General features: G+C 75.4%; 22 protein-coding genes and 1 pseudogene. 14 read left to right on the top strand and 9 right to left on the bottom strand.

Annotation, left to right across the window (positions count from 1 at the left end; translation table 11 throughout):
* Positions 1-86: 86 nt before the first annotated feature.
* The 4 genes and pseudogenes from AB0469_RS23780 to AB0469_RS23765 all read right to left on the bottom strand — a co-directional run.
* Positions 87-518: a hypothetical protein gene (locus tag AB0469_RS23780; RefSeq protein ID WP_366453443.1), complete on the bottom strand. Its 432-nt coding sequence runs from the start codon at positions 516-518 to the stop codon at positions 87-89.
* A 63-nt stretch (positions 519-581) separates the two neighbouring features.
* Positions 582-989: an SHOCT domain-containing protein gene (locus tag AB0469_RS23775; RefSeq protein ID WP_042813531.1), complete on the bottom strand. Its 408-nt coding sequence runs from the start codon at positions 987-989 to the stop codon at positions 582-584.
* A 140-nt stretch (positions 990-1129) separates the two neighbouring features.
* Positions 1130-1723 carry an ion channel gene (locus AB0469_RS23770; RefSeq protein WP_366453442.1) on the bottom strand — a complete coding sequence of 198 codons (594 nt, stop codon included), beginning with the start codon at positions 1721-1723 and terminating at the stop codon, positions 1130-1132.
* 711 nt (positions 1724-2434) lie between these two features.
* A pseudogene (locus AB0469_RS23765) lies at positions 2435-3756 on the bottom strand (diacylglycerol kinase family protein); the annotation flags it as partial.
* A 234-nt stretch (positions 3757-3990) separates the two neighbouring features.
* On the opposite strand from AB0469_RS23765, the gene AB0469_RS23760 reads away from it, so the two are divergent.
* The 7 genes from AB0469_RS23760 (at position 3991) to AB0469_RS23730 (ending at position 12678) form a co-directional block, all read left to right on the top strand.
* Positions 3991-6591, top strand: coding sequence for a LuxR C-terminal-related transcriptional regulator (locus tag AB0469_RS23760; protein ID WP_366453441.1), 2601 nt, complete (start codon positions 3991-3993; stop codon positions 6589-6591).
* A gap of 126 nt (positions 6592-6717) precedes the next feature.
* Complete coding sequence (locus AB0469_RS23755) at positions 6718-6915, top strand: hypothetical protein (RefSeq protein ID WP_045950669.1); 198 nt, start codon at positions 6718-6720, stop codon at positions 6913-6915.
* Between the two features lie 47 nt (positions 6916-6962).
* Positions 6963-8372: a DUF2252 domain-containing protein gene (locus AB0469_RS23750; protein ID WP_366453440.1), complete on the top strand. Its 1410-nt coding sequence runs from the start codon at positions 6963-6965 to the stop codon at positions 8370-8372.
* A 51-nt stretch (positions 8373-8423) separates the two neighbouring features.
* Positions 8424-9776: a hypothetical protein gene (locus AB0469_RS23745; RefSeq protein WP_366453439.1), complete on the top strand. Its 1353-nt coding sequence runs from the start codon at positions 8424-8426 to the stop codon at positions 9774-9776.
* 88 nt (positions 9777-9864) lie between these two features.
* Positions 9865-10260, top strand: coding sequence for an SHOCT domain-containing protein (locus AB0469_RS23740; protein WP_366453438.1), 396 nt, complete (start codon positions 9865-9867; stop codon positions 10258-10260).
* A gap of 42 nt (positions 10261-10302) precedes the next feature.
* Positions 10303-11265: a hypothetical protein gene (locus AB0469_RS23735; protein WP_366453437.1), complete on the top strand. Its 963-nt coding sequence runs from the start codon at positions 10303-10305 to the stop codon at positions 11263-11265.
* A gap of 126 nt (positions 11266-11391) precedes the next feature.
* Positions 11392-12678, top strand: a complete 1287-nt coding sequence (locus AB0469_RS23730; RefSeq protein ID WP_366453436.1) for a phosphatase PAP2 family protein — start codon at positions 11392-11394, stop codon at positions 12676-12678.
* Here the strand turns inward: AB0469_RS23730 and AB0469_RS23725 are convergent.
* From AB0469_RS23725 to AB0469_RS23715, 3 genes are all read right to left on the bottom strand, one after another.
* Positions 12588-13583 carry a SigB/SigF/SigG family RNA polymerase sigma factor gene (locus AB0469_RS23725; RefSeq protein WP_366453435.1) on the bottom strand — a complete coding sequence of 332 codons (996 nt, stop codon included), beginning with the start codon at positions 13581-13583 and terminating at the stop codon, positions 12588-12590. The genes AB0469_RS23730 and AB0469_RS23725 overlap by 91 nt on opposite strands.
* Positions 13584-13666: 83 nt before the next feature.
* On the bottom strand, positions 13667-15958 hold the full coding sequence (locus tag AB0469_RS23720; RefSeq protein ID WP_366453433.1) for a SpoIIE family protein phosphatase: 2292 nt from the start codon (positions 15956-15958) through the stop codon (positions 13667-13669).
* Between the two features lie 9 nt (positions 15959-15967).
* Positions 15968-18937, bottom strand: a complete 2970-nt coding sequence (locus tag AB0469_RS23715; protein ID WP_366453432.1) for a HAMP domain-containing protein — start codon at positions 18935-18937, stop codon at positions 15968-15970.
* A 221-nt stretch (positions 18938-19158) separates the two neighbouring features.
* Here AB0469_RS23715 and AB0469_RS23710 point away from each other — a divergent pair, with 221 nt between their 5' ends.
* From AB0469_RS23710 to AB0469_RS23680, 7 genes are read left to right on the top strand one after another with little or no spacing between them, the layout of a single operon-like run.
* Complete coding sequence (locus AB0469_RS23710) at positions 19159-19644, top strand: hypothetical protein (RefSeq protein WP_366453431.1); 486 nt, start codon at positions 19159-19161, stop codon at positions 19642-19644.
* Positions 19641-20003, top strand: coding sequence for an MrpF/PhaF family protein (locus tag AB0469_RS23705; RefSeq protein WP_366453430.1), 363 nt, complete (start codon positions 19641-19643; stop codon positions 20001-20003). Before AB0469_RS23710 ends, AB0469_RS23705 begins: the two co-directional genes overlap by 4 nt.
* A 2-nt stretch (positions 20004-20005) precedes the next feature.
* A complete protein-coding gene (locus AB0469_RS23700) occupies positions 20006-20314 on the top strand; it encodes a monovalent cation/H(+) antiporter subunit G (RefSeq protein WP_366453429.1) in 309 nt (102 codons plus the stop codon).
* Positions 20311-20601 carry a DUF4040 domain-containing protein gene (locus AB0469_RS23695; RefSeq protein WP_366453428.1) on the top strand — a complete coding sequence of 97 codons (291 nt, stop codon included), beginning with the start codon at positions 20311-20313 and terminating at the stop codon, positions 20599-20601. The genes AB0469_RS23700 and AB0469_RS23695 overlap by 4 nt, the downstream gene beginning before the upstream one ends.
* A 17-nt stretch (positions 20602-20618) precedes the next feature.
* On the top strand, positions 20619-21326 hold the full coding sequence (locus AB0469_RS23690) for an MnhB domain-containing protein (protein WP_366453487.1): 708 nt from the start codon (positions 20619-20621) through the stop codon (positions 21324-21326).
* Positions 21323-21703: an NADH-quinone oxidoreductase subunit K gene (locus AB0469_RS23685; protein WP_366453427.1), complete on the top strand. Its 381-nt coding sequence runs from the start codon at positions 21323-21325 to the stop codon at positions 21701-21703. The genes AB0469_RS23690 and AB0469_RS23685 overlap by 4 nt, the downstream gene beginning before the upstream one ends.
* Positions 21704-21718: 15 nt before the next feature.
* The gene (locus AB0469_RS23680) at positions 21719-23584 is read left to right on the top strand and encodes a complex I subunit 5 family protein (protein WP_366453426.1); all 1866 of its coding nucleotides are present in this window, start codon (positions 21719-21721) and stop codon (positions 23582-23584) included.
* Positions 23585-23589: 5 nt separating this feature from the next.
* On the opposite strand, the gene AB0469_RS23675 is transcribed toward AB0469_RS23680, so the two are convergent.
* The gene (locus tag AB0469_RS23675) at positions 23590-24690 is read right to left on the bottom strand and encodes a glutamate--cysteine ligase (protein WP_366453424.1); all 1101 of its coding nucleotides are present in this window, start codon (positions 24688-24690) and stop codon (positions 23590-23592) included.
* A gap of 66 nt (positions 24691-24756) precedes the next feature.
* Positions 24757-24987 (bottom strand): hypothetical protein, encoded by a 231-nt coding sequence (locus AB0469_RS23670; RefSeq protein WP_366453423.1) that lies wholly within the window; start codon positions 24985-24987, stop codon positions 24757-24759.
* Between the last annotated feature and the right edge of the window lie 103 nt (positions 24988-25090).

Here is a 25090-nt window from a genome sequence, read left to right as displayed (position 1 = left end):
CCGGCCGCGTACCGGCGTCCGGCGCCCTGGGGCGCGGGGGAGGGGAGGGCGGTGGTGTGGGGTGTGGGCACCGCCCCGGCCGGGGCTCAGGGCCCCGTCTGCATGTCCTCCGGGGAGATGATGCACAGCGCCCAGATGATGAAGCCGCTGAGGGCGATGGAGATGATCGCCCAGAACGGGTAGTAGGGCAGGGACAGGAAGTTCACGAGGATGACGAGGGCCGCGATGGCGATCCCCGCGATCCGCGCCCACAGGGGGGCCTTGAAGAGGGCGAGCCCCACGAGGACGGCGATGATGCCGAAGATCAGGTGCAGCCATCCCCAGGTGGTCAGGTCGAACTGGAAGACGTAGTTCGGCGTGTGGACGAACACCTCGTCCTCGACGATGCCCATGATGCCGCGGCAGATCCCGAGCACTCCGGTGATGATCAGCATCACGGCGGCGAATACCACCAGTCCTCCGGCGGCCGCCAGGGTCGTGTCGGAATGGCCGCGTGGCGTGGTCGGTGTGTGTGCCATGGTGACCCTTCTTGTTCACGGGCCGGTGCCTGGGGCCCGGCCGGCCGGTCCGAGGGGCGCGCGCTAGCGCAGGATCTTCTCCTTGGCCCGCTCGTACTCGGCGTCTGTGATGTCCCCGTTGGCCCGGAGCTGCGACAGCTTGGCCAGTTCGTCGACGTGGCTGCGGGATCCGCCGGCCGTCTCGCGGATGTAGGCGTCCATGTCGGCCCGCTGCTCCTGGACGTGCTTGATCTCGCGGGCTCCCATGCCCTTGCCGCGGGCGATGATGTAGACCAGGACGCCGAGGAAGGGCAGGAACACCACGAAGATCAGCCAGCCGGCCTTTCCCCATCCGCCCATTCCGTCGTCCCGGAAGATGTCGATGATGATGCGGAACAGCAACATGAACCACAGCACCCACAGGAAGATCCACAGGACCGTCCAGAACGCACCCAACAGGGGGTAGTCGTAGGCGAGGAGCTGGCTCTCCATCGTGCGCCTCCTTCTTCCAGCACAGCGATGTGCGGGCGGGGCGGCCCCCGCCGATCGTCTTCAGGATCGGTGCGCGGGGTGACGGTGCCTTCACCCGTGACGGGTGATTCGGGGCCCGGTGCCGGCTCCGCCCCCGGACGCTAGCCCCGGTCCCGGGTGCCGGAGGTCTGGCGCCGGACGGCCGACTCCACCGCGCCGAACAGGATCCGCGTGGCCACGCCGAGCGCCAGGACGTTGACCACCATCTGCGTCATCACCACCACCCGCGCGGACTCGGTGAGGGGCACGATGTCCCCGAAGCCGACGGTGCTGAAGACGGTGAGGGTGAAGTACAGGGCGTCGGTACGGGTGAGGGACTCGCTGAAGCTGCCGGGCGAGGACTCCTGGAGGAGGTAGTACGTCGTCGAGTACAGCAGCAGGAACAGCGGCATCGTGGTCGCGAGCGCCTCGACCGCCCTCAGCCTCGGGTGGTCGGAGCGGGCGATCGACCGGATCTGCAGGGCGAAGACGGCCGTGACCGCGCTCAGCCCGAGGGTGAGGTTGGTGGCGTCGACGTTGCGCCGGGTGAAGGGCAGCAGGAAGTACGCGGCGACGAGGATCGTGACCGTGGTCACGCACCGCAGGGCCACGACCAGCGCCGCCCGGCCCCGCCGGATGCGCCGGGGTGCCGCGGTCCCGGGGGACGGGGGTCCGGCCGGCGGGGTGCTGCCGGGTGCGGAGCCCGTCGCGTCCATCCCTGCCTCCTGCCCGACCCACACCCGTTCCGGGTGAACAGCATGGACCACGCCGCCCCGGATGACGGGCACGCGGTGCCGCGGGCTGCGGTGTGCACACGGATGGGCGCGCCCGGGCGCCCCGGCTCCTCAGTGGGACAGCGCCGACTTGGCGGCCACGATGACGGCGCCCAGCACCAGGTTGACCACGGCGGACACGACGACCAGACGGCGCGGCGCCCCCGTGCGCACCGCCCCGGCGACGGCCCACCCGATCTGGCCGCACAGGGCCACGCCGAGCGCCAGCCACACCGTCCCCTTGAGGTCCAGCCCGAACAGGGGGCCGAGCGCCACGGCGGCGGCCGGGGGCACCGCGGCCTCGACGAGGGACCGCTCGTCCCTGCACACCGTCCGGAACTCGCGCCAGGTCAGGTGACCGTTGGTCAGCGAGATGCCGAACACGTGCGCGTAGACGTGCGCGGCCCAGAACACCAGGCCCGTGCACAGCAGCAGCACGGCCAGCGCCACCCGCGGGTAGGGGCCGCCCGGCACGCCGGCGCCGACGATGACGGAGGCGGCCAGCATCGACCCGTAGACGGCGCCCATGTAGTCGACGGGCGCCCGGTCGGGTGAGCGGTGCCAGTGCCAGTGCCGCTCGCGGGCCGCGGCCGCACCGGCCGCCGTCCGGGCGGCGCCTGCGGGCCCGGCGGGCGGCTCCGACGGGCGGCGGCCCGCCGCCCGGCCCATCGTCAGGGCCAGCCGGCGCACACCGGCCCAGTCCATCGGGACGCCGGCGCGGTTCCCCGGCCGGTGCCTGGGCACCACGACGCGCAGCGCGCCGGGCTCGACGCGGCAGCGCACGGGGGCCGGCAGCATGATCGCCTCGCCGTCGATGCCGACGCGCACCTGCGGAGCGTCGGAATCCACCTCCACCTCGCGGGCGGTCAGCGAGGTCAGCCCCGTGGCGCGTGCGCCGCGCAGGACCCCCGCGGCCTGGGCGGCGTTGTTCACCTTGATCGCGAGGACGCCGAGGACGCCCGTGTCGAGCCGGCTGCGCCGGCCCAGGCCCGCCGTGTCGCCGGTCCCGTAGGGGTTGTTGCTGACCAGGACGGCCTGCGGGGCGTCGACCGCGGAGCCCCCGGCGCGCACCGTCAGCCGGGGGCCGGTGTGGTGCGCCAGCAGGTCCGGCAGCAGGCTCAGCGTCGTACGGATCTTGTCGTCGCGGTACGCGGGGCTCTGGACCACCTCGGCGTACGTGCCGAAGGAGGCGTTGTTGACGAAGGCGCGGTCGCCGACGCGGCCGAGGTCCACCCGCAGCTCGACGCCGTCGGTGAGGGCGTCCAGGCAGGTCGACGGGTCGCGCCGGTCCAGCCCGAGGTCCATCGCGAAGTGGTTGCGGGTGCCGGCGCTGATGACCAGGAACGGCACCCCCCGCTCGGCGGCGACGGCGGCGACCAGGGCCTGGGTGCCGTCGCCCCCGGCGACCCCGACGAGATCGGCGCCGCGGTCCACGGCGCGGCGCGCGAGCTCGGCGACGTCCTCGTGGCGGTCGGGGTCGAGCAGGACCACCTCGGCGCCGAGCGCCTCGGCCTTCTCACGGAGGCCGAAGGCGCCGACCTTCCCTCCCCCCGACCGCGGGTTCATGATCAGGAAGGGGTGCCGCGGCGGCCGTGCCGGACGCCCGGGCATTCGGGAACGGCCCTCGTCGGCCAGGGCCGAGCGCCCCGCCGCCACGGCCAGCCCCCACAGGGCCACCGCGCACAGCGCCACCCACAGCAGCTCCGCGCGCACGTACGAGACGACCACGGCGACGGGCGACGCCACGGCGAGGACCAGGGCCATCCAGCGCACCGGCCCGCGGTGGGCCAGGAACAGCCAGACGGCCGCCGCCGTGACGGCCACCCCGGCCAGCCCCACCGCCACCAGGACGATGCCGCGCAGCCCGGCGAAGACCAGCATGACGACCAGCGCCGCCGCGCCCGCCAGCAGCGCCAACCGGGCCTTGGCGTGCATGCTCACGCAGCCCACCTCCACTCCGCGACACTCCGCGACACTCCGCGACACACCACGACCCCTCCATTGGCCCCCGCGCGCGCCGGGTCCGCATCGCCCGGGCCGGGCGATGTGCGCGGCGTGCGATCAAGACGGCGGGACGTGACCATGGAGGGGCACTGCTCGGAGCCCCGCCACCGCTCGGCAGCGGCTCCGGCGGCGGGGCGCGGACACGGACACCAGGGGCCGGAGGAGGCCCGGGCCATGACGAGCCGCCCCACCGGGGGTATGACCTCATGACCGTGCCTCTGACCGGCGACCCCTTGCTGGCCGCCAAGCTCGCCGTGCCCTTCCACGCCCCCGGCCTGGTGCGCCGGCCGCGGCTGCTGAACCGGCTCGCCCTGGGCACCCGGGGACCGCTGACGCTGATCACCGGAGCGCCCGGGGTCGGCAAGACCGCGCTGGCCGCCTCCTGGGCCCGGTCCGCGTCCGCCGCCGACCCGGTGGTCTGGGTGACCCTGGACGAGGACGACACCCCGGGCGTCTTCTGGGCCTACGTCGTCGAAGGGCTCCGGCGCTCCGGGGCCCTGGCCGAGGACGACCTCGGCACACCCGTCTGCGCGGACGACGTCGACCGCTCACTGCTGGTCCGCCTCGCCTCCGCGCTCGAACTCGCCCCCGCCCCGCTCGTGCTGGTCGTCGACGGGCTCGACAAGGCCCCGGGCAGCGCCGTCCCCGAAGGACTGCGGTTCGTCTCCGAGCACGCCGGCCCGGCCCTGCGGCTGGTCCTCATCAGCCGGGAGGACCCGCCGCTGCCGCTGCACCGCTACCGGGCCGAGGACCGCGTCCACGAGATCCGCGAGCACGACCTGGCGTTCACCCGCAGCGAGGCGGTCCAACTGCTGCGCGGTCAGGGGGCGGCCCCCGACGACCACCTCGTGGACCTCCTCCTGGAGCACACCGAGGGCTGGGCCGCGGGACTGCGCCTGTGCGCGCTCGCCATGGCGCGCTCCGCCGACCCCGCCGCCTTCGCCCGCTCCTTCACCGCCTCCGAGCAGGCGGTCTCCGACTACCTCCTCACCGAGGTCCTCGCCGCCCAGCCCGAGCCGGCCCGCGAACTGCTGCTGCGCACGGGCATCCTGAACCGGGTCCACCCCGACCTCGCCGCGGCCCTCACCGGCCGGACCGACTCCGGCCGCATCCTCCAGGACCTGGCCCGCTGCCACGCGTTCGTGGAACCGCTGCCCGGCACCCGCTGGTACCGCTTCCACCCCCTGTTCGCCGAGGTCCTGCGCGCCCACCTGCGCAGCAGGCAGCCCGAGCTGGAACCCCTGCTGCACCGCCGCGCGGCCCGCTGGTACGCCGAACAGGGCCGCAGCGCCGAGGCGGTGGACGAGGCCGCGGCGGGCGGCGACTGGAGCTTCGCCGCCGCCCAGACCGTCCAGCACCTGCTGGTCGTCCCCCTCCTCGCCGGCTCCGGCGCCTCCCCCTCCGCCGACACCTTCTCCCGGATGCCCGAGGACGTACCCGGCGCCAGGGCGGCCCTCGTCGCCGCCGCCTGCTGCATGGCCCGCCAGGACGTCGAGGGCTGCCGCTCCCGGCTCGAACGCGCCGAGGAGGCACCCGGCGGCGCCCTGGACGCCGAGCCGGCCGACGGGCTGACCGCCGCCCTGCTCCGGCTGCTGTCCGCCCCCGGCGCCGCCGACGAGCAGGCGCAGCGCGTGGCCGAGCTCCTGGCCCGCGTACCGTCCGAGGAACGCGCCCGCCACCCCGAGCTGGAGCCCCTGCGCCTCTACGGCCAGGCCTGCGCCCGGCTGCGCGGCGGCCGCCTCCAGCCCGCCCGCGAGCTCCTCGAACAGGCGGTCCGGGCCTGCTCCGGAGACACCGCGGTCCTGCTGCGGCACCGGTGCCTGGGGCGGCTGGCCCTGGCCGACGCCGCCGCCGGAGAGCTGACCCGGGCCGAGGAGCACGGCGCCGCCGCCCTGGCCCTCGCCGACCAGCACGGCATCCCGGAGTCCCACCGCTCCGGCGCGGCGGGCCTGGCGCTCGCCGCCGTGGCCCTCGAACGGGAGGAACTCGCCGCGGCGGCCGGGCACCTCGACCAGGCGGACCTGCTGCCCGACACGCGGCGCGACCCCGACCTCCTCATCGAGCGGTCGGTGCTCCGGGCCCAGCTGGAGATCGCCCGGGGCGGCTGGGACGCCGCCCGCACCCACCTCGACGGCCACCTCGACGGCGCGTCCGCCGCCTCGCCGGGGCCGGCCGCGCGCCTGGCCGTCGCCCACGCCACCGCGGCCCTGGCCCGGGGGGACGTCGACGCGGCGGCCACCGCCCTGGACCACGTCGGGGCGGACGGGGCGCCGCCCTCGCACACGGTGGCCCTGGCACAGGTCCGTGCCGCCGCCGACCACCCCGTACAGGCCCTGCAACTGATCGAGACCGCGGAGGAGTCCGGCGCGGTGACCGTGCCCGACCGGGTCCGACTGCTGCTGCTCCGCGCCCACCAGGCGCTCCTCGACGGACACGAGGACACGGCGCGCGACCTGCTCGTCCAGGCCCTCGACACCGCACGCCCCGAGGGTCTCCGGCGGCCGTTCACGGAGGCCGGACCCTGGGTGCGGCACCTGGCCGCCGGCCTCGACGGGCGCAGCGGCTCCTACGCGTGGCTCGGCACCCCGCACGCACCCGCCGACCGACCGGTGGTCGAGGAGCTGAGCCCCCGTGAGCGGGAGGTGCTCCAGCAGGTGGCGCGGATGATGTCCACCGACGAGGTGGCCGCCGAGCTCCAGCTGTCCGTCAACACCGTCAAGACCCACCTGCGCGGGATCTACCGCAAGCTGTGCGTCTCCCGCCGGCGCGACGCGGTGGAACGCGCCCGCGAACTGCACATGCTGTGACCCCGCCGACACCCGCGCGGCCCTTCCTCACCTGCGACGGGTGAGGTGCTCCGGCGGACCGGCGGCCACGATGGACGTGGCGGGCCCGACCGGGCTGCGGCGACTGGGAGAGAGGGACGGCTGCCCATGCGCTACGAATTTCGGATCACGGGCCGCGTATCCGAGCCGGTCTCCCATGCCTTCCCGGAGCTCCGGGAGTTCCCGGCGGCCCGTCAGACCCTCTTCTTCGGCACCGTGACGGACGAGGCACACCTCTACGGCCTGCTCGGACGGTTCCGGGACCTGGGACTGCACGTCGAGGAGATGCGGCGCCTGCCCGACTGACCGGGCAGCGCCGCCCAGGACCCACGCAGGCAGGAGGCGGGAGCACCGTGACCACGTTCCCAGTCGCCCCGGGCGACGCCCCCACACCGGCCGAACGCGCCGAGCGCGGCAAGCGGGCGCGGGCGGCCGTACCGCGGTCCGGGCAGGCCTGGTTCGACCCGGGGCCCGACCGGCCGGACCCCGTCGAGGTCCTGCTGGCGCAGGCCGCGTCCCGGGTGCCGGAACTGGTGCCCATCCGGCACGGACGCATGCTGAAGTCGCCCTTCCACTTCTACCGGGGCGCCGCCGCCGTCATGGCCGCGGACCTCGGTCGGGCCCCCCACACGGACCTCACCGTGCAACTGTGCGGGGACGCGCACGTCATGAACTTCGGGCTCTTCGCCTCGCCCGAGCGCTCCCTCGTCTTCGACGTCAACGACTTCGACGAGACCTACCCCGGTCCCTTCGAATGGGACGTCAAACGGCTCGCGGCGAGCCTCGCCGTCGCCGGCCGCGAGAACGGGTTCACCCCCCAGGACCGGGCCGCCGTCGTGGCCGAGGCCGTCTCGGCTTACCGGCGCCGGATGCGGCGCCTCGCCGAGATGCGCGTCCTGGACATCTGGTACGCCCAGGACGACTCCGAGGAGCTCCGCCTGATCGCCGCGCAGGGCGGCGACCGCGTGCTGCGCCGCACGGACCGGACACTGGCCAAGGCCCGCGGCCGGGACCACCTCCAGGCCCTCGCCAAACTCACCCACCGCGTCGGCGGGGAGCTGCGCATCGTCCCCGCCCCGCCCCTGATCGTGCCCCTGTCCCACCTGCTGGGCGAAGGCGGCCGCACGGACCAGGGCACCGCCGTGCACGGGCTCGTCGAGGGGTACGCCCAGAGCCTGGCCCCCGAACGGCGCACCCTGCTCGCCCGGTTCCGCCCGGTCGACGTCGCCCGCAAGGTCGTCGGCGTCGGCAGCGTCGGCACCCGCTGCTGGATCGTCCTGCTGACCGGCCGGGACGAGGACGACCCGCTCCTGCTCCAGGCGAAGGAGGCCCAGGACTCCGTCCTCGCCCCCTACACCGCGCCCGCGGACTACGGGAACCAGGGACGGCGCGTGGTGACGGGACAGCGGCTGATGCAGGCCGCCAGCGACATCTTCCTCGGGTGGATGCGGGTCACCGGCATCGACGGCGCGGAGCGCGACTTCTACGTCCGCCAGCTGCTCGACTGGAAGGGCTCCATCCCCGCCGAGACGCTGCGCCCGGAGGGCCTCAGCCTGTTCGCCCGGGCCTGCGGCTTCTCCCTCGCCCGGGGCCACGCCCGGTCCGGCGACCCCGTCGCCATCGCCGGCTACCTCGGCATGGCCGACACCTTCGACCGGGCGGTCGCCGCCTACGCCGAGGCGTACGCCGAACAGAACCTGCGCGACTACGACGCGTTCCTCGAAGCCGCCCGAACCGGCCGCGTAGCCACGGCCGAGGGCTGACCGACCGCCCGCGGACCGCGGCGGCGGGCACCGAGAACTGGGAGGACGAACATGGACCCGACTGCCCCGGTCCCCTCCGGCCCCGAAGGGCCGCACCCCCCGCCGCTCAGCGCGGAGGAGCACGCGGAGTACGAGCGGCTGCGCAAGGCCGCCTCGGTGCGCCACCGGCGCCTGCGCTACGCGGGTGCCTCGGTCCTGCTGCTGCTCGCGCTCCTGCTGTCGCCCGTCGCCGTGGTGTCCGCCTGGGTGGACGACACGATCACCGACACCGACCGGTACGTGCAGACGGTGGCCCCCCTCGCCGACGAGCCCGCCGTGCAGAACGCGGTCAACGACAAGCTGACCGCCCGCGTGGTGGCCAACGTCGACGTCAAGGCGATCACCGAAGCCCTGGGGCGGGCCCTGAAGCAGGCCGACGCGCCGCCCCTGGTCGTGGAGAAGTCGCAGGCCCTGGAGGGGCCCCTGAAGAGCGCCATTACCTCGGCGGTCCACGCCGTGGTGGCCAAGGTGGTGGCGAGCGACCAGTTCGAGACCGTCTGGACCGAGGCCAACCGGCGGGCCCAGGCCGCCGTGGTCAACGTGCTGACCGGCGAGGGCTCCAGCGCCGTCGCGTCCAAGGGCGACACGATCGTCCTCGACCTCGGCACCCTCACCGACCAGCTCAAGCAGCGGCTCACCGACGCCGGGTTCGAGAAGGCGTCGGCGATCCCCGAGGTGGACAAGCAGATCCCGCTGCTCAAGGTCGACAAGCTGAACAAGGCCCAGGACGCCATGCGGCTGCTGAACGTCGTGGGCGTCTGGCTGCCCGTGGTGGCCCTCGCCCTGGCGGCCCTCGCCATCTGGTGCGCCCCCGCCCACCGCGTGTGGCTGATGGCCACCGCCGTCGGCGTGGGCGTGATGATGGGCGTGCTGCTCGTCGCCCTGGCCGTGGCCCGGCGGATCTACCTGGACTCGGTGCCGCCGCAGACCCTGCCGCCCGACGCCGCCGCCGTCATCTACGACACGATGGTGCGCTTCCTGCGGGAGAGCGCCCGCACGCTCATCGTCGTCGCCGTGGTCACCCTGCTGGCCGCGTACCTGTACGGGCCGGGGCGCGGCGCCCGCGTGGTGCGCACCGAGGCGGGCCGCGCCACCGGCGCCGGAGGCCGCTACCTGGAGCGGCTCGGCGTGCGGACCGGTTCCACGGGGCACTGGCTGGACGGGCACCGGCCGTGGACGACCGGCGTGGTGATCGGGGCCGGAGCGCTGACCCTGCTGCTCTGGAACCATCCGACGCCCGCCGTCGTGGCCGTCGTCTTCGGGATCGTGGTCCTCGTCCTGGCCCTGCTCGGCGTCCTCGCGGCCGCCCCGGGCGACGGGGCGCGCCCCGGCCGGGAGGCCGGCCGCCCCACCCGTGGCGGGTGATGCGGACGGCCGACGGAGGGGGGAGCGTGGAACGGGTCAAGCAGACGCCGCCCCGGACACCGGGGCGGCGGTCCGACGGAGGCGAACGATGGACGACTACACGCTCCTCGACGGGTTCCTCACGATGCTCTACTTCTTCCTGTGGATCCTGTGGTTCATCCTGCTCTTCAAGATCATCAGTGACATCTTCCGGGACGACGAACTCGGCGGCTGGGGCAAGGCCGGATGGACCGTCTTCGTCTGCGTCCTGCCCTTCCTGGGCTGCTTCGTGTACCTCATCGCCCGCGGCCGCGGGATGGGCGAACGCGACGTACGGCAGCTGCGCGCGCAGGAGCAGGCCTTCCGGTCGTACGTCCAGGAGACCGCGGCCGGGCCGGTGTCGACGGGCGACGAGCTGTCCAAGCTGGCCGCCCTGCGCGACCACGGCGACCTGACCCCCGCCGAGTACGAGCGGGCCAAGACGAAGGTCCTCGCCTCCCACTGACCCCGCCTCCCCCCGACCCCGACGGCGCCGAGGAGGCGCGGTATGGCGGCCACCCCCGAGGGGGCGCCCGAGGTCCTCCTGCGCGCGATCGCGCGCAGGCCGGACCGGATGCCCGAACTGCTCGCCGGCTTCGCGCTGCGGCACGCCGGACCGCGTGCCGCACGGAGCGCGGCCCGGCTGCGCGCCGAGCGGCCCGACGCGGACGCGGGCGCGCTCGGCGCCGAGGCGGTCGCCCGCGGCATCCGCAGGACGGTCACCGAGGGGGCCTTCGTCGGCGGCCCGTTCCTCCTCTTCATCCCCGTCGCGTTCTGCGCGGCGCTGCTGAGCCAGGCTCGCACGACGCTGGAGCTGGCGGCGCTGGCCGGGCGCGATCCGACGGCGCCGCGGCGGGCCGCCGAGCTCCTGGTCCTGCAGGGGGTCTATCCGGACGAGGACACCGCCGAGGGGGCCCTGGCCGGGCGGGGAGGCGAGGCCCCCGGGCCGCCGGAGCCGCCCGGGGGCCTCCCGCGGCACCGCAGGTTCGCGACCCTGACCGCCCTGACCCTGCGCATGGCCAAGCTCCTCGGTCTGATGCCGCCCCGCCCCCGGGACGGCCGTCCGACCGCCCGCGAGCGGCTCGGCCTGGTGGGCCGCTGGGCCCTCCTGGGGATGACGTTCCTGGTGGGCACGGTGGTCCCGCTGGTGTGGCTGCCCTACATGGCGGTCTCCTACCGCAGGGCGACCCGCCAGGTCCTCGCCCGGGCCGCGGCGTACTACCTCAGCGACGCGCCGCCGCCGCGGCAGCGCGGCACCGGCTCCCGTCTGGAGCCCGGCATGCTGGCCGCCGTCGCCCGGGCCCTGGTGTTCGTGGTGGTGCCGGTGTTCCTGGTGGCCGCCGTCGACCTCGGCAACCTCCGGATGGCCGGGAGCACCTGGCCGGTGGCGGCCCTCGTGGTGGTCGCCGCGGCCCTCCTGACCGGCGGCCTGTGGCACTACCGGCGCCGTCGCCGCCGTTCGGGGGACTAGCATGTTCGGACCGACCATGACCAAGTTGAAACATGAACATCGGCTGAAGAATTGATACCTGCGATATCGCGAGCGGTTTCAGGAACAGACGGGGGAGACGGGCAGGAGCCCCGGAGCCGGACCCGGGTGGTGCTGTGGGCTGCCGCCGCCGCGGTGGGCCTGGGGTTCCTCGTCGCCCTGGAGATCGCCTCGCGCCATTACGGCACGCCGGGCCCGATCACCACCCAGGCGCGCGAGGTGTTCTTCCCGCCCCGCTCGGGGACGGTGCTCTACGCAGCCATGACGCTGATGCTCGTGGCGCTGACCTGGCGCCAGCGGTTCATCGCCGTCGGGGCCGCGGTCGGCATCGACCTGCTCTTCTGGCTCGGGCGCTGGGCGGCCGGCGTCCCGACGATGTTCGGCAACGGCGCGCTGATCGTCACCCTGGCCTGCGCCGTCGTCGCCGTCACGCGCCGCACCGGCCGGGAGCGGGTCCTGCTGCTGAAGGGCGTCGGGCTCGCCCTGCTGCTGGTCGCGGGCCGCAAGACCGGCTACACCTGGCTCGACATCACCGCGACGACCCGTCCGATGGTGCTCGACCAGTACGTGGCGACCGCCGACCACGCGCTCGGCAACCCGTCGTGGGTGGCCGGCAGGATCGTGGAGGCCACCGGCACGGTCGGCGCCCACGTCCTGGAATGGGTCTACATCCAGCTCGCGGTGGGCGCGGTCGTCGTCGCCCTGTACCAGTTGCGCAACGTGGCCGCCGAGCGCCGGTTCCCGGTCCACCACCTGGTGCGCACCTTCCTGGTGATCGGACTGCTCGGACCGGGCATCTACATGGTCTTCCCGGTGGTCGGGCCGATCTTCGCCTACGGCGCCGACGGCGGCCGGTGGGCCCTCGCGGAGCTCTGGCCGAACACCCCTGCGCCGCTCGGCACCCCGCAGGCGATGCCCTTCGACGGGTTCACGCCGCGCAACTGCATGCCGAGCCTGCACACGGCGTGGGCCACCGCGATCTTCATCCACTCCCGGAAGGGCCCGCGGGCGCTGCGCTGGCTCGGGGCCTTCTGGCTGCTCGCCACCCTCGGAGCCACGCTGGGCTTCGGCTACCACTACGGCGCGGACATCCTCGCCGGCGTGGTCTTCACGGTCACGATCGAGACGGCGCTGCGCACCTACGACCGCGGCCGGGACCGGCGGGGGATGCTGCTGGCGGGCTACGGCGCGGCCGTCTTCACCGCGCTGCTGCTCTCCTACCGCTTCCTGTCGCAGGAGCTGGCCGCGCTGCCGTGGCTGTGCGGGCCGCTGCTCGTGCTGGCGACGGCCTCGGTGGTCTACGGCTACGTACGGACCACCGGGCTCTGGGACCGCGAGGCCCCGCCGGCGACCGTGCCGCAGCCGCGGCGCGAGGTGCAGCCCGAGCTGGTCTGAGCGGCGGGTTCCGGCTCCGGGGGCGGGTCGTCCGTCAGCAGGCCCGTCCGCAGGGCCGCGAGGGTCCGGGTGAGCAGCCGGGACACGTGCATCTGCGAGATGCCGAGGCGCTCGCCGATCTGCGACTGCGTGAGCTCCTGGCCGAAGCGCAGGGACAGGATCTCCCGGTCCCGCTCGGGCAGCTCGGCCAGCAGCGGCTTGAGGGACTCCATGCATTCGATGCGCTCGTAGACCGGCTCCTCCTCGCCCAGCGGGCGCTGCGCGGTGCCGGAGTCGCCGTCCTCCTGGGCCGGCGCGTCGAGGGAGCGCGAGGCGTACACCCGGGCGGCCCGGCGTCCCTCCGCCAGCTCGGCCTCGGTCAGCCCGAGCCGGTCGGCCAGCTCGGCGTCGGTGGCGGCCCGGCCCAGGTCCTGCTCCAGCTCGTCGGAGGCCTTGGCCAGGTTCAGGCGGAGTTCCTGGAGGCGGCGCGGCACCTTCACGGCCCAGCTGGTGTCGCGGAAGAAGCGCTTGATCTCGCCGGTGACGGTGGGCAGCGCGAAGGTGGTGAACTCCACCCCGCGGGTCACGTCGTACCGGTTGATGGCCTTGATCAGGCCGATCGTGCCGACCTGCACGATGTCCTCGAACGGCTCGCTGCGGCCGCGGAAGCGGCGGGCGGCGTACTTCACGAGGCTGAGGTTCAGCTCGACGAGGGTGTTGCGCACGTACGCGTACTCGGGCGTGCCCTCCTCCAGGGCCCCCAGCCGGCGGAACAGGTCCCGCGAGAGGGTCCGGGCGTCGGCGGTGCTGGCCTTGAGGGGCTCGGCGAGGAGGTCCGCCACGGGCTCCGCGGGAATCCCCGGGGGCCCCTGCGGCGGGGCGGTACGGCGGGTGGAGAGGGTGCGGGTCTGCTGGATTCGGGTCATGGAACGGACCTCCGGCCCGTGGCGACTGTCAAGTCATTGATACCCGTTCCATGGGTTATGACCCTTTTTGTTCTGGGGGTGGCTCAGGCGACCCGCACCACCACCAGGCTGGTGTCGTCTTCCGTGTCCCCGAGGACCGCCGCCATCAGGCGGTCCGCGAGCTCCTCCGCCGGGCCGGGCCGCAGCCGCTCGGCCGCCCGGCGCAGGGCCTCCAGGCTCTCGTCCAGCCCGACGTGCCGGCGCTCGATGAAGCCGTCCGTGTACAGCAGCAGGGTGTCCCCTGAGCGCAGCTCGGTGGCCGTGTCGGAGTAGCCGGCCCCCGGCAGCGCGCCGAGCAGCACGTTGTGCGCGCCCTCGAGGAAGCGGGCGCGCCCGCCGCGCAGCAGCAGCACCGGGGGGTGACCGGCCCCCGACCAGCACAGCGAGCGGTCGGCGGGGTCGAACAGGGCGCACACCGCCGTCGCCGTGGGCTGGCCGGGCGTGCTCAGCGCCACCTCGTTGAGCCACTCCATCAGCCGCCCCGGGGGGTTGCCCGTGAAGGCCAGACCGTGCAGCGCCCCGCGCAGGGCGATCATGGCGGTGGCCGACCCGATGCCGTGCCCGGCGATGTCCCCCACCGTGACCAGCACCTTCCCGCCGGGGAGCGACTGCACGTCGTACCAGTCGCCGCCCACCCGGTACTCCACGGCCGCGGGCCGGTAGCGGGCCGCCACCCGCAGCCCGGGCGGGGTCTCCAGCGACGGCGCCTCCGGCACGATGGCGTGCTGGAGCCCCAGCACCAGGTGGTCGCGCAGCTCGGCCTCGGTCCGGGCGGCGGACAGCTGGTCGTACGTCGCGGTGAGCGCGACCTCCGTGTGGTGCTGCGCCGAGACGTCCTGGAACACGCCGACGAGCCCGGTCAGCGCGCTGCCCGTGAGCACCGGCTCGGCCGCCACGCGGACCCGGCGCACCCCGCCGCCCGGCCGCGCCACCCGGACCAGGACCTGCCCGCCCTCGTGCCGGTCGGTGAGCGAGGCCAGCAGGCCGTCCAGCCGTGCCGCGTCCTCCGCGTGCAGCCGCGGCCCCAGGGCCCGCAGCGGCAGGGCCGGGTCCTCGGGGTGCAGGCCGAACACCGGGTACGCGTGCGCGCTCCACACGGTGGTGCCCGCGACGAGGTCCTCCTCGAAGACGGCCAGCTGGTCCAGCCGTGCCAGCGCCCGGGTCACCGGTGCGCCGCGCCGGTCGTCGGCCCGCCACAGCACCGCGGCGCGCCCGCCGCCCAGGGGCAGCACGCGGACCTCGGCCATCGCGGGTGCCGCCGCCTCCCCGGGCTGCGGGCGCGCGTTCGAGCGCGCGTCCGGCAGGGCGGGGGCGTACTGCGGGGCACCGGTGGCGCCGGCCCGCGCGATCAGGCCGACCAGCTCCTCGTGGACGGCGGGGAAGAGCTGGGCGACGGGCCGCCCGACGGGCGCCGGGACGGGGCGGAGGGCGCGCACCGCCGCGGGGTTGACGTACTCCACGCGGTGGGCCCGTCCGAAGCCGGCGGCCGGCCGGTCCCCCTCCGGGACCGCCACGCCGACGACCATCGCGGGCAGCACGAGCTCGGCGAGGACGGTGGTCAGCCGGGGCACCGGCCCCGGACCGCAGCCGCCGCGGTCCACGACCTGCCCGGCCGGGCGGCACAGGGCGGTGACCGTGGCGCGTACGGTGCCCTCCAGGGTGCGGGCGCCGGGCCAGACGGCCAGCGCCAGACCCACGGTCCGCCCGGCGCGCTCCAGGGGGACCAGCCCCCGGGCCGCCTCGGGTACCGGACCGGGCAGCCGGCCCTCCGCCCCGGGGCCGTCGGGGAACCACGCGGGCAGGCCGACCGCGAGCGTGCGGTGCAGCGGCCCGCCCGTCTCGGGAGGGACCCAGCGCCAGTGGCCGGCCTCCAGCGGGCTCGCCCCGGCCTGCCCGGCCAGCTCCAGGCAGTCGGTCTCCGTCCGCCGCCACAGGTACACGGATTCGGCCCCGAGCCGCCGCAGACCACCCTCCAGCAGCGCCGACGCCGCGGCGTCGGCGGTGTCCGAGGTCAGCACGGCCGTGGTGCCCCGGCGGACCCGCCGCGCCTCCGGCGCCGGAAGCGCCCCGGGATCCGGCCCCGCGCCGCGGCCGGCGTCCGGGCCGGCGGCCGCGTTGACGATGTCCGCCGCGAGGTCGGCGGCGCTCAGCCCGGTCGACACCGCCAGCCTCAGGAGGTGGTCGGCCGCCTCGGCGGGGGACAGGGACAGCCGGCCCATGAGCACCCCGCAGGCGAGGTCCACGAGGCTGCGCCGGGCCCGGTCGGCGTGCAGCGCCGCCACCTCGGCCGTCAGATCGGCGACGGCCGAGGAGAGTCCGCTCTCGGGCAGGTCCATGACGGCCCCTCAGCGGGGTGCCAGCCAGGTGCGCAGGGCGGTGAGCAGCCGGTCGGGGGCGACGGGCTTGACCACGTAGTCGGACGCCCCCGCGGCCAGGGCCTCCGTCCGGTCGCCCGGCATCGCCTTCGCGGTCACCACCACCACGGGCAGCCGGGCCAGCCGGGGCATCGCGCGGATGGCCCGGGTGGTGGCGTAGCCGTCGAGGCCGGCCATCATCAGGTCCATCACGACCAGGTCGACCTCCGGGTGCGCGGCCAGCAGCCTGATCCCGGCCTCGCCGTTGTCGGCGGTGAGCACCTGCATACCCGCCGACTTGAGCACCTCCGTGAGGGCGTAGACGTTGCGCGGGTCGTCGTCGACCAGCAGCACCGTCCGGTCCCGCAGCCCCTCGTCGTCCACCGGCGCGGCCAGGGAGGGGGCGCCGGCGGTGTCGTCCTGCTCCTCGTCCCCCGCGCCCGGGGCCTGCGGCGCCCGCTCCCTGCCGTCGTGGTCCGGCAGGTAGAGGGTGAAGCAGCTGCCCCGGCCCGTCGTGCTCTCCACGGTGATGGTCCCGCCGAGCAGCTTGGAGACCTCGCGGCTGATGGACAGGCCCAGCCCGGTTCCGCCGTACGCCCGGTCGGCGCCGCTGTCGCCCTGCTGGAAGGCGTCGAAGACGGACTCCAGCTGCTCGGCGGGGATGCCGATGCCGGTGTCGACGACCCGGAAGGCGAGGACGGGGCCCGCGTCGCGCAGGGAAGCGGGCACCTCCCGCGCGTCGGCGCGCTGGACGCTCAGGGACACCCCGCCGGTCCGGGTGAACTTCAGGGCGTTCGAGACCAGGTTGCGCAGCACCTGGCGCAGCCGGCTCTCGTCGGTGACCAGTCCCTCGCCCGCCGACGGCGCCCCGCTGACGGTGAACTCCAGGCCCCGCTCGTCCGCGACGGGCCGGAAGGTGACGTCCACGTAGTCCAGGACGCGCTGCAGCGGGACCGGCTCCGGGTGCACGTCCATCCGCCCGGCCTCGACCTTCGACAGGTCGAGGATGTCGTTGATGAGCTGGAGCAGGTCGGAGCCGGCCGAGTGGATGACGGTCGCGTAGTCCGCCTGCTTCTCCGTCAGATTGCCCTGGGGGTTCTGGGCGAGGAGCTGGGCGAGGATCAGCAGGCTGTTGAGGGGGGTCCGCAGCTCGTGGCTCATGTTGGCCAGGAACTCCGACTTGTACAGGGAGGCCCGGGCCAGCTCCCGGGCGCGCTCCTCCAGCTCCTGGCGGGCCTGCTCGATCTGGTGGTTCTTGCGCTCGATGTCCCGGTTGCGGTCGGCCAGCAGCGCCGCCTTGTCCTGGAGTTCGGCGTTGCTGCGCTGGAGTTCGCGCTGGCGGGCCTGGAGCTCCCCGGACCGGGCGCTCAGCTCGGCCGTCAGCAGCTGGGAGCGCTCCAGCAGCTCGTCGGTGCGGGCGTTGGCGGTCAGGGAGCTGACGTTGACGCCCAGGAGCTCGGTGAACTGCTCCAGGAAGTCGCGGTGCAGCGGGGCGAACGGGCGCAGGGACGCGAGCTCCAGGGCCCCGAGCACCTGCCCCTCGAAGACGATGGGCAGCACGATCAGGGTGGAGGGGTCGGCCGCGCCCGTCCCGGTGAGGACCGGCGCGTACCCGGGCGGCAGCTCGTCCACCACGACCACCCGGTGGTCGGCGGCGGCCTGCCCGACCAGGGACTGGCCCAGGCGGAAGCGGCGGGGGGCCGCCGCCGGGTCGTCGGGCAGCCCGTACGAGGCGATCGCGACCAGGTGGCAGGCCTGGCCCTCGGCCCGGTCGGCGCCTTCGGTGCCGTCGGGGCCTTCGGTGCCGTCGGCGCCTTCCTGGGCCAGGAAGAAGCAGCCGTACTGCGCGTGGACCAGCGGCGGCACCTCGCGCATGATCAGCCGGGCCACCGTGGTCAGGTCGCGCCGCCCCTGGATCCCGCCGGAGATCCGCGCGAGGTGGGTCTTGAGCCAGTCCTTCTCCTCGTTGGCGCGGGTGGTGGCGCGCAACGACTCCACCATGGAGTTGATGTTGTCCTTGAGGGCCCCGACCTCTCCGGGGGCCTCGACGGTGACGGTCCGGGTCAGGTCGCCGCGGGCCACGGCACTGGTGACCTCGGCGATCGCCCGGACCTGGCGGGTCAGGTTGCCCGCGAGCTCGTTGACGTTCTCGGTGAGGCGGCGCCAGGTGCCGGACACGTCCGCCACCTCGGCCTGCCCGCCGAGCCGCCCCTGGCTGCCGACCTCCCGCGCCACCCGGGTCACCTCGGCCGCGAACGAGCCCAGCTGGTCGACCATCGTGTTGATCGTCGTCTTCAGCTCCAGGATCTCCCCGCGGGCGTCCACGTCGATCTTGCGCGTGAGGTCGCCCTCGGCGACGGCCGTGGTGACCTGGGCGATGTTGCGGACCTGGTTGGTGAGGTTGTCCGCCATCGAGTTCACGTTGTTGGTGAGGTCCATCCAGGTGCCCGAGACCCCGTGGACGGTGGCCTGGCCGCCCAGGTTGCCCTCCGTGCCGACCTCGCGGGCCACCCGGGTGACCTCCTCCGCGAACGAGGACAGCCGCTCGACCATCGTGTTGATGGTCTCCTTCAGCTCCAGGATCTCGCCGCGCGCGTCGACCCTGATCTTCTGCGTGAGGTCGCCCCTGGCCACGGCAGTGGCCACCTGCGAGATGTTGCGCACCTGCGAGGTCAGGTTGTCGGCCATGCTGTTGACGCCGTCGGTGAGCTCGCGCCACACCCCGCCGACGGGCGGCACCCGCGCCTGGCCGCCGAGCCGGCCCTCGCCGCCGACCTCCTGCGCCACCCGGGTCACCTCGGTGGTCACCAGGGACAGCTGCGCGACCATCCCGTTGAAGACGGCCGCGATGTTCCCCGGCAGACCGCCGGCGTCCTCCGGCAGCCGGGTGTCCAGATTCCCGTCGCGGACCGCCATCAGGCCCGCGAGCAGCTGCTCCAGCGTTCTGTCAGTCTCGTCCATGGCCAGTCCCGTAGCGGAGCCGTCGCCTCCACTGTGACACGGGGACGGCCCCTTGGGCGCATGCCCGCACCGGGCCCTCCTACTCCGTACCGGTGACGCGGAGGCGGCCGCCCGGCGCGCCCGCCGCCCGCCCGGGGCCCCGCGCACGGGCGGGCGGTAGACCTGGCTCGGCGGAGCGGACCGGGGCGCCGCGGACACGCGGACGCACGACGGGAGGCACGGTGGCGGGTACGGCGGCGGGCGCGGGCGCGGCGGCGGAACTGTGCGGGTGGTGGGCGGCCGCACTCGTCCTCCAGGTGCTCTTCATCAGCACCCTCTCCTGGCCCGAACTGGCCGTCGCCGCCGCCGGCGCCCTCCTGGCGGCCGTCGCCGCGCGGGCGGTACGGCGCGCCTCCGGCGCCCGCCCCGGCGGCCGCGCCCGGCTCCTGACCGCCCTGCTCCTGTTCCCCGGAGCCCTGCTCACCGACACCGGCCGGCTGGCCGCCGCCACCGTGCGCGCCCTGCGCGGCCACCGGACCACCGGCCGGTTCCACACCGTCCGCCTGCGCCGCGGCAGCGGAGCGGCCTGGGCCTGCGGGCTCCTGTCCGCCACCCCCGGGCTGTACGTCGTCGACCTCGCACCCCCCGGCCCCACCGCGCTCGTCCACACCCTGCCCGGCCGTCCCACCCGCCTGGAGCGGGCCCTGACCAGCGGCGGGCGCGGATGAGCGGGGCCACGGGCGCGCAGTGGAACGTCTGGCTCGGCGCCGCCGCCGTCCTGCTGCTCCTCGGCCTGCCGCCCGGCCTGCTGGCCGGCTGCCGCGGCACCCCGCAGGAGCGGCTGGCCGGCCTCGCCCTGACGGGGACCACGGCCACCGCCGTGCTCCTCCTGGCCGCGCGGGGCTTCGGCCGCAGCGGCTACGAGGACCTCGGCCTCGTCCTGGCCGTGCTGGGACCCGTCGGCGTCCTGGTCTTCGCCCGCGTCCTGGCCCGCCCGGACGGCCGCCCGCCCGCCCCCGCGGCCGACCCGGACCCCTCGGCCCCGTCCGCGCCACCGGGGTCCGGCGCGACCGGGGGAGGGGAGTGACGATGGGGCCCCGCGAGGCCTGCGCAGCCGTCCTGCTCGCCGCCGGGACCGGCGTCCTGCTGCTGTCCGCGGCCGCCCTCCAGGCACTGCCCCGCCCCTACGCCCGGCTCCACGCCCTGTCCCCCGCCTCCTCCCTCGGGGCCCCGCTGTGCGCGCTCGCCCTGGCGGTGGCCGCCGGGCCCGGCCGGGAGGCGGGGAAGCTGCTGGTCGTGGGCGCGCTCATGGTGCTGGGCGGAACCCTGACCAGCCTCGCCGTCGCCCGCTCCACCGCGGTGGAGGAAGGCCGCATCCCCCGGGACTCCCCGCCGTGACCCCCGCCGGGCTCCTCGTCGACGCCACCGTGCTGCTGGTCGCCGCCGTCGCCACGGCCGCCGCCCGCACCCGCGACCCGGTCCGCCAGGCCGTCGTCCTCGGCCAGCTCGGGCTGCTGCTCGCCCTGCTCTTCACCTTCCTCCAGGCCCCCGACGTGGCCCTGTCGCAGCTCGCCGTGGGCTCCGTGGTCACCCCGCTGCTGATCCTGCTGACCATGCGCAGGATCGACCGGACCCCCGGCGGGGACGGCGGCCCCGGGCGACCCGGCCGGGACGCGGACCGGTGAGCCGCACCGCGCGCACCCTGCTGTTCCGGTGCGCGGCCGCGGCCATCGCCCTCTGCTACGCGATCTCCTGCGGGCGGCTCCCCTCCTTCGGCGGCCCCTTCCACCCCTACGCCGACCGGGCCGTCCCGACGGCCCTGGAGCAGCGCACCGCGAACGCCGTCGCCTCCGTCAACTTCGACCAGCGCGGATTCGACACCCTCGGCGAGGAGTTCATCCTCTTCACCGCGGTCCTCGGCGCCGTGCTCGTCCTGCGCCGGGCCCGCGACGAGCACGCCGTCAGCCCCCGCCCCGGCCCCGTCCCGCCCACCGTCCGGCTGGCCGGCACCGTCCTGCTGCCGGTCGCGCTGGTCACCGGCGTGTACGTGGTGGCCCACGGACAGCTCACCCCGGGCGGCGGCTTCCAGGGCGGGGTCGTCCTCGCCACCGGACTGCACATCGCCTACCTGGCCGCCGACTACCGGGTCCTGCGCGCCGTCCGGCCCCGGACCGTCCTCGACCTCTCCGACGCGATGGCGGCCGGCGTCTTCGCCGCCCTCGGACTGGCCGGCCTGGTGTGGGGCTCGGCCTACCTGGAGAACGTCCTGCCCCTCGGCACGCTGGGCGCGCTCACCTCCGGCGGCATCGTGCCCCTGCTCAACGCGGCCGTCGGGGTGGAGGTCGGCTGCGCCCTCGTGGTGCTCGTCGCCGCGTTCCTCGACCAGGCCCTGGAGATCGGGACCGGATGACCACGGCCCACCTGGCGGCCGGCCTCGCCGCGGGCGACCCGCTGCCCTTCCTCGCAGCCGGCTGGATCCTCCTCGCCGGCCTCCACGGCCTGGTCACCAGCCGCCACGCGGTGCACGCCGTCGGCTGCCTGACCGTGGTCCAGTCGAGCACGTACGTCCTGCTGCTCGCCGTCGGCTACCGGCGCGGCGGCACCGCACCGTACTTCACCGACATCCCGCCCGGAACCCCGGTGGCCGACCCCGTCGCGCACGCGCTCACGCTCACCGACGTCGTCGTCGGGGCCGCCGTCAACGCCCTGCTGCTCGCCCTCGTCCTCCAGACCGCCAAACGGCACGGGACCGCCGACCCCGACGCCCTGACCGGCCTCAAGGGCTGAGGCCCGGTACCCGCCGTGACGCACGCCCCCGCCCTGCTGCCGCTCGCCGTCGTCTGGCCGCTGCTCGGAGCGGTCCTGCTCGCCGGTCCCGGCCGCTGGCTGCCCAGGACCGCCGCCGACGCCCTCGCCACCGCCTGGGCCACCGGCCAACTGGCCCTGCTCGCCGTACTGTGGACCGCCACCGGCGACGGCCGGACCATCGGCTGGGTCGCCGGCTGGACCCCCGTCGACGGCCACGGCGTCGGCATCGTCCTCGCCGCCGACGGGATCGGCGCCGGGCTGGCCCTCCTCGCGGCCGCCCTCGTCCTGGCCGCCCTCGCCTACGCCTGGCGCTACTTCGACGAACCGGAGACCGAGCGGGGCCACGGCGGCGCCTTCCCGGCCCTGCTGCTCCTCTTCGAGGCCGGCATGTGCGGGTTCGCCCTCACCGGCGACCTGTTCGACGCCTTCGTCTTCTTCGAGCTGATGGCCGTCGCCGCGTACGCCCTCACCGCCTACCGCGTCGAGGAGCCCCGCCCCCTCCAGGGCGCCCTCGCCTTCGCCCTGACCGGCTCGGTCGCCGGGTACTGCGCCCTGCTCGGCATCGGCCTGCTCTACGCCCTCACCGGCGAACTCGCCCTCGCCAGGATCGGCGAGGAACTCGACGCGCGGCCGGCCGGACCCGCCGCCGGGGCCGCCTTCGCGCTGATCGCCACGGCCATGCTGGTCAAGGCGGCCGCCGTGCCCTTCCACTTCTGGCTGCCCGACGCACACGCCGAAGCGCCCTCCCCGGTGTGCATGCTGCTGTCCGGGGTGATGGTCGAACTCGGCCTGTACGGGCTGCTGCGCGTCTACTGGACGGTCTGCTCCGGCCCCGGCGGCATCCCCGCGCCGACCTTCCGCACCACCTTCCTCGTCCTCGGCGCGCTGACCGCGCTGACCGGCGCGGTGCTCTGCTGGCAGCAGCGGCACCTGAAACGGATGCTCGCCCACTCCACCGTCGGGCACCTGGGCCTGTTCCTCTGCGCGGCCGCCCTCCTCACCCCGGAGGGCACCGCCGGCGCCGCCCTGTACGTCCTCGGCCACGCCGGCGCCAAGGCCGCCCTGTTCGCCCTGGTCGGCGTGCTCCTCGACCGGTTCGGCTCGGTCGACGAGCACGGGCTGCACGGCCGCGGCCGCGACCTCGCGGCGGCCGGTGCGCTGACCGTGGCGGGGGCCCTGGCCCTGGCGGGCCTGCCGCCCTTCGGCACCGGCCTCGGCAAGGCGGTCGCCGAGCACGCCGCGGCCCCCGAGGCCCCCTGGGTGCTGCCGCTGTTCCTCCTGGTCCCCGCCGTCACGGCCGCGGCCGTCCTGCGGGCCGCGCTGCGGGTGTTCGCCGGCGCCGGGACGGCCCCCCGGCAGCGGCACGCGGGCCCCGAGACCACCGGCGGCGGCGAGGAGCCCGAGGTGCGCGACCCCGGCCGCCGGGTGCCGCGCACGATGCTCGCCGTGCCCGCCCTGCTGCTCGCCGCCTCGCTGGCCGTCGGCCTGCTGCCCGGGATCGCCGACCGGGTCGCCGGGGCCTCCGCCCGGTTCTGCGATCCCGCCGGCTACGCCGCGGCGGTGGCCGGCCGCCCGGACACGGCGCCGCTCCCGCCCGTACCCGAGGCGCACTGGACGGTGCCGGGAGCCCTCCTGGGACTGGCCGGCGCCCTGCTGGCCGCCGCCCTCGCCGCCGCCGCACTGTGGGGGCCCGCCCTGAAGGGCCCCGCGGCCGCGGCGGTACGGGCCGCCGCCGACCGCCTCACCGGCTTCGCGGTGGTGCCGCTGCGCCGCCTGCACTCCGGACACGTGGGGGACTACCTCGCCTGGCTGGCCGCCGGCCTGGCCGCGCTGATGGCGGTGTTCACCCTCCGCGCCTGACCCGGCTACACGGAGGCGGTGATGTCCGCGAGCGAGTCGACCACCTCGGTGAGGCGGCCGTGCCGGCCCAGCGCGGCGCGCTGCCGCGCCGCTCCGCTGCCCTCGTGCCGCAGCCGCCGCAGCAGCTCCTCCACCAGGGCCAGGTCCCCGGCGGCCTCCAGTCCCGGTGCCGCGAGGGCCAGGAGGCGGTCCACCAGCGTGCCGGCGGGGAGCCGTTCGCCGCTGAAGGGGTCGAGGCCCCAGCCGTGCAGCCCGTTGGCCGCGGCGAGCTCGTGCGCGGCCCGCAACCGCCGGTCGGACACCTCCGGGGGCGGCTGCTCGTGCTCGGCCTCCGCGAGCAGGCCCTGCGCGAGACCGCGGACCAGGGCGGTCACCAGGACCACCGTGTCGACGTCGGCGTTGGTGTCGGCGACGCGGATCTCCAGCGTGGGCACGTGCTCGGAGGGGCGGGCGTACCAGTAGAGCATCCGCCGGTCCATCAGGACGCGGTGCTCGACGAGGGAGCCCACGTACGCCTCGTACTGGGCCTCGTGCATCACGGGGGCCGGGCCGACGGTGGGCCAGCGGGAGAACTTCTTGTGGCGCCAGCTGTCGAAGCCGGTGTCCCGGCCCAGGACGAAGGGGGAGTTCCCGGTGAGGGACTGCAGGACCGGGAGCCAGGGGCGCATGCGGTGGGACAGGTCCAGGGCGGTCGCCCGGTCCATGGTGCCGAGGTGGATGTGGCAGCCGCAGACCAGGCCGTCGTACGGGTCGACCAGAGAGGCGAAGTGCCGGGCCATGCGCCGGTAGCGGTCGCTGTCGGTGACGGCCAGCGGCTGGTCGGGCGGCACCGCCGGGGTGCCCGTCGCCACCAGCCGGCAGCCGTACTCCTCGGCGGCCGCCACGGCGGTGCGCCGCAGCCGCGCCAGCTCGGCCCGCAGCCCGGCCGTGTCGCCGACCGGCACGGTGCACACCTCCACCTGGGCGGCGAAGAACTCCGACTGCACCTGTTCGCCGAGCTCGGCCGCGGCCGCCGCGATCACGGCGGGCGCCCGGTCGGCCGGACGCCTGCTGACCTTGTCGACCAGCAGGTACTCCTCTTCCACGCCCATCGTCAGCGGATCCATCAAGGTCTCCTCGCTGTGAACCCGGCGCCTACCCGCCCGCGCGGGCCGCAGTCGCGCGAACGCGCGTCAACGGTCGTCGCGCATGTCGTCCAGGTCCTCCTCCCGCAGGTCCCGCATCACGTCGCGCATCGTCGCGTCCTCCCGGCCCCGCTCGTGCGCGACCTCGTCGGGGGTGCGCGGCCGCCCGCCCGTCCTCAGCTGCCCGGGACTCGGCGACCGCCCGCGGATCCGGCGCGCCCGCTCCTGCTCCGGGCTCCGGCTCCGTTCCTGCCTCTCGCCGCGCTGCGTGTCACCCATGACGCACACTCCTCTGCACCCCTCTTCGACGCTACTCCGGCGGGTTTGCCCGCACCGCCCCCGGGCAGGCGCCGACGTGCCGCCCCGTGGTCCCGTACACGGG

The sequence above is a fragment of the Streptomyces sp. NPDC093801 genome (assembly GCF_040701585.1).
In the GTDB taxonomy this organism is placed as follows: domain Bacteria; phylum Actinomycetota; class Actinomycetes; order Streptomycetales; family Streptomycetaceae; genus Streptomyces.
The sequence above is the reverse complement of the archived record's forward strand: the minus strand, read 5'-3'. Positions and strand labels throughout refer to the sequence as shown.

Bases quoted from the DNA above. Each gene is read 5' to 3' on its own strand.
- AB0469_RS23780 (WP_366453443.1), bottom strand. From the start codon at position 518: ATGGCACACACACCGACCACGCCACGCGGCCATTCCGACACGACCCTG.
- AB0469_RS23775 (WP_042813531.1), bottom strand. From the start codon at position 989: ATGGAGAGCCAGCTCCTCGCCTACGACTACCCCCTGTTGGGTGCGTTC.
- AB0469_RS23770 (WP_366453442.1), bottom strand. From the start codon at position 1,723: ATGGACGCGACGGGCTCCGCACCCGGCAGCACCCCGCCGGCCGGACCC.
- AB0469_RS23760 (WP_366453441.1), top strand. From the start codon at position 3,991: ATGACCGTGCCTCTGACCGGCGACCCCTTGCTGGCCGCCAAGCTCGCC.
- AB0469_RS23755 (WP_045950669.1), top strand. From the start codon at position 6,718: ATGCGCTACGAATTTCGGATCACGGGCCGCGTATCCGAGCCGGTCTCC.
- AB0469_RS23745 (WP_366453439.1), top strand. From the start codon at position 8,424: ATGGACCCGACTGCCCCGGTCCCCTCCGGCCCCGAAGGGCCGCACCCC.
- AB0469_RS23740 (WP_366453438.1), top strand. From the start codon at position 9,865: ATGGACGACTACACGCTCCTCGACGGGTTCCTCACGATGCTCTACTTC.
- AB0469_RS23735 (WP_366453437.1), top strand. From the start codon at position 10,303: ATGGCGGCCACCCCCGAGGGGGCGCCCGAGGTCCTCCTGCGCGCGATC.
- AB0469_RS23725 (WP_366453435.1), bottom strand. From the start codon at position 13,583: ATGACCCGAATCCAGCAGACCCGCACCCTCTCCACCCGCCGTACCGCC.
- AB0469_RS23720 (WP_366453433.1), bottom strand. From the start codon at position 15,958: ATGGACCTGCCCGAGAGCGGACTCTCCTCGGCCGTCGCCGATCTGACG.
- AB0469_RS23715 (WP_366453432.1), bottom strand. From the start codon at position 18,937: ATGGACGAGACTGACAGAACGCTGGAGCAGCTGCTCGCGGGCCTGATG.
- AB0469_RS23705 (WP_366453430.1), top strand. From the start codon at position 19,641: ATGAGCGGGGCCACGGGCGCGCAGTGGAACGTCTGGCTCGGCGCCGCC.
- AB0469_RS23700 (WP_366453429.1), top strand. From the start codon at position 20,006: ATGGGGCCCCGCGAGGCCTGCGCAGCCGTCCTGCTCGCCGCCGGGACC.
- AB0469_RS23685 (WP_366453427.1), top strand. From the start codon at position 21,323: ATGACCACGGCCCACCTGGCGGCCGGCCTCGCCGCGGGCGACCCGCTG.
- AB0469_RS23675 (WP_366453424.1), bottom strand. From the start codon at position 24,690: ATGGATCCGCTGACGATGGGCGTGGAAGAGGAGTACCTGCTGGTCGAC.
- AB0469_RS23670 (WP_366453423.1), bottom strand. From the start codon at position 24,987: ATGGGTGACACGCAGCGCGGCGAGAGGCAGGAACGGAGCCGGAGCCCG.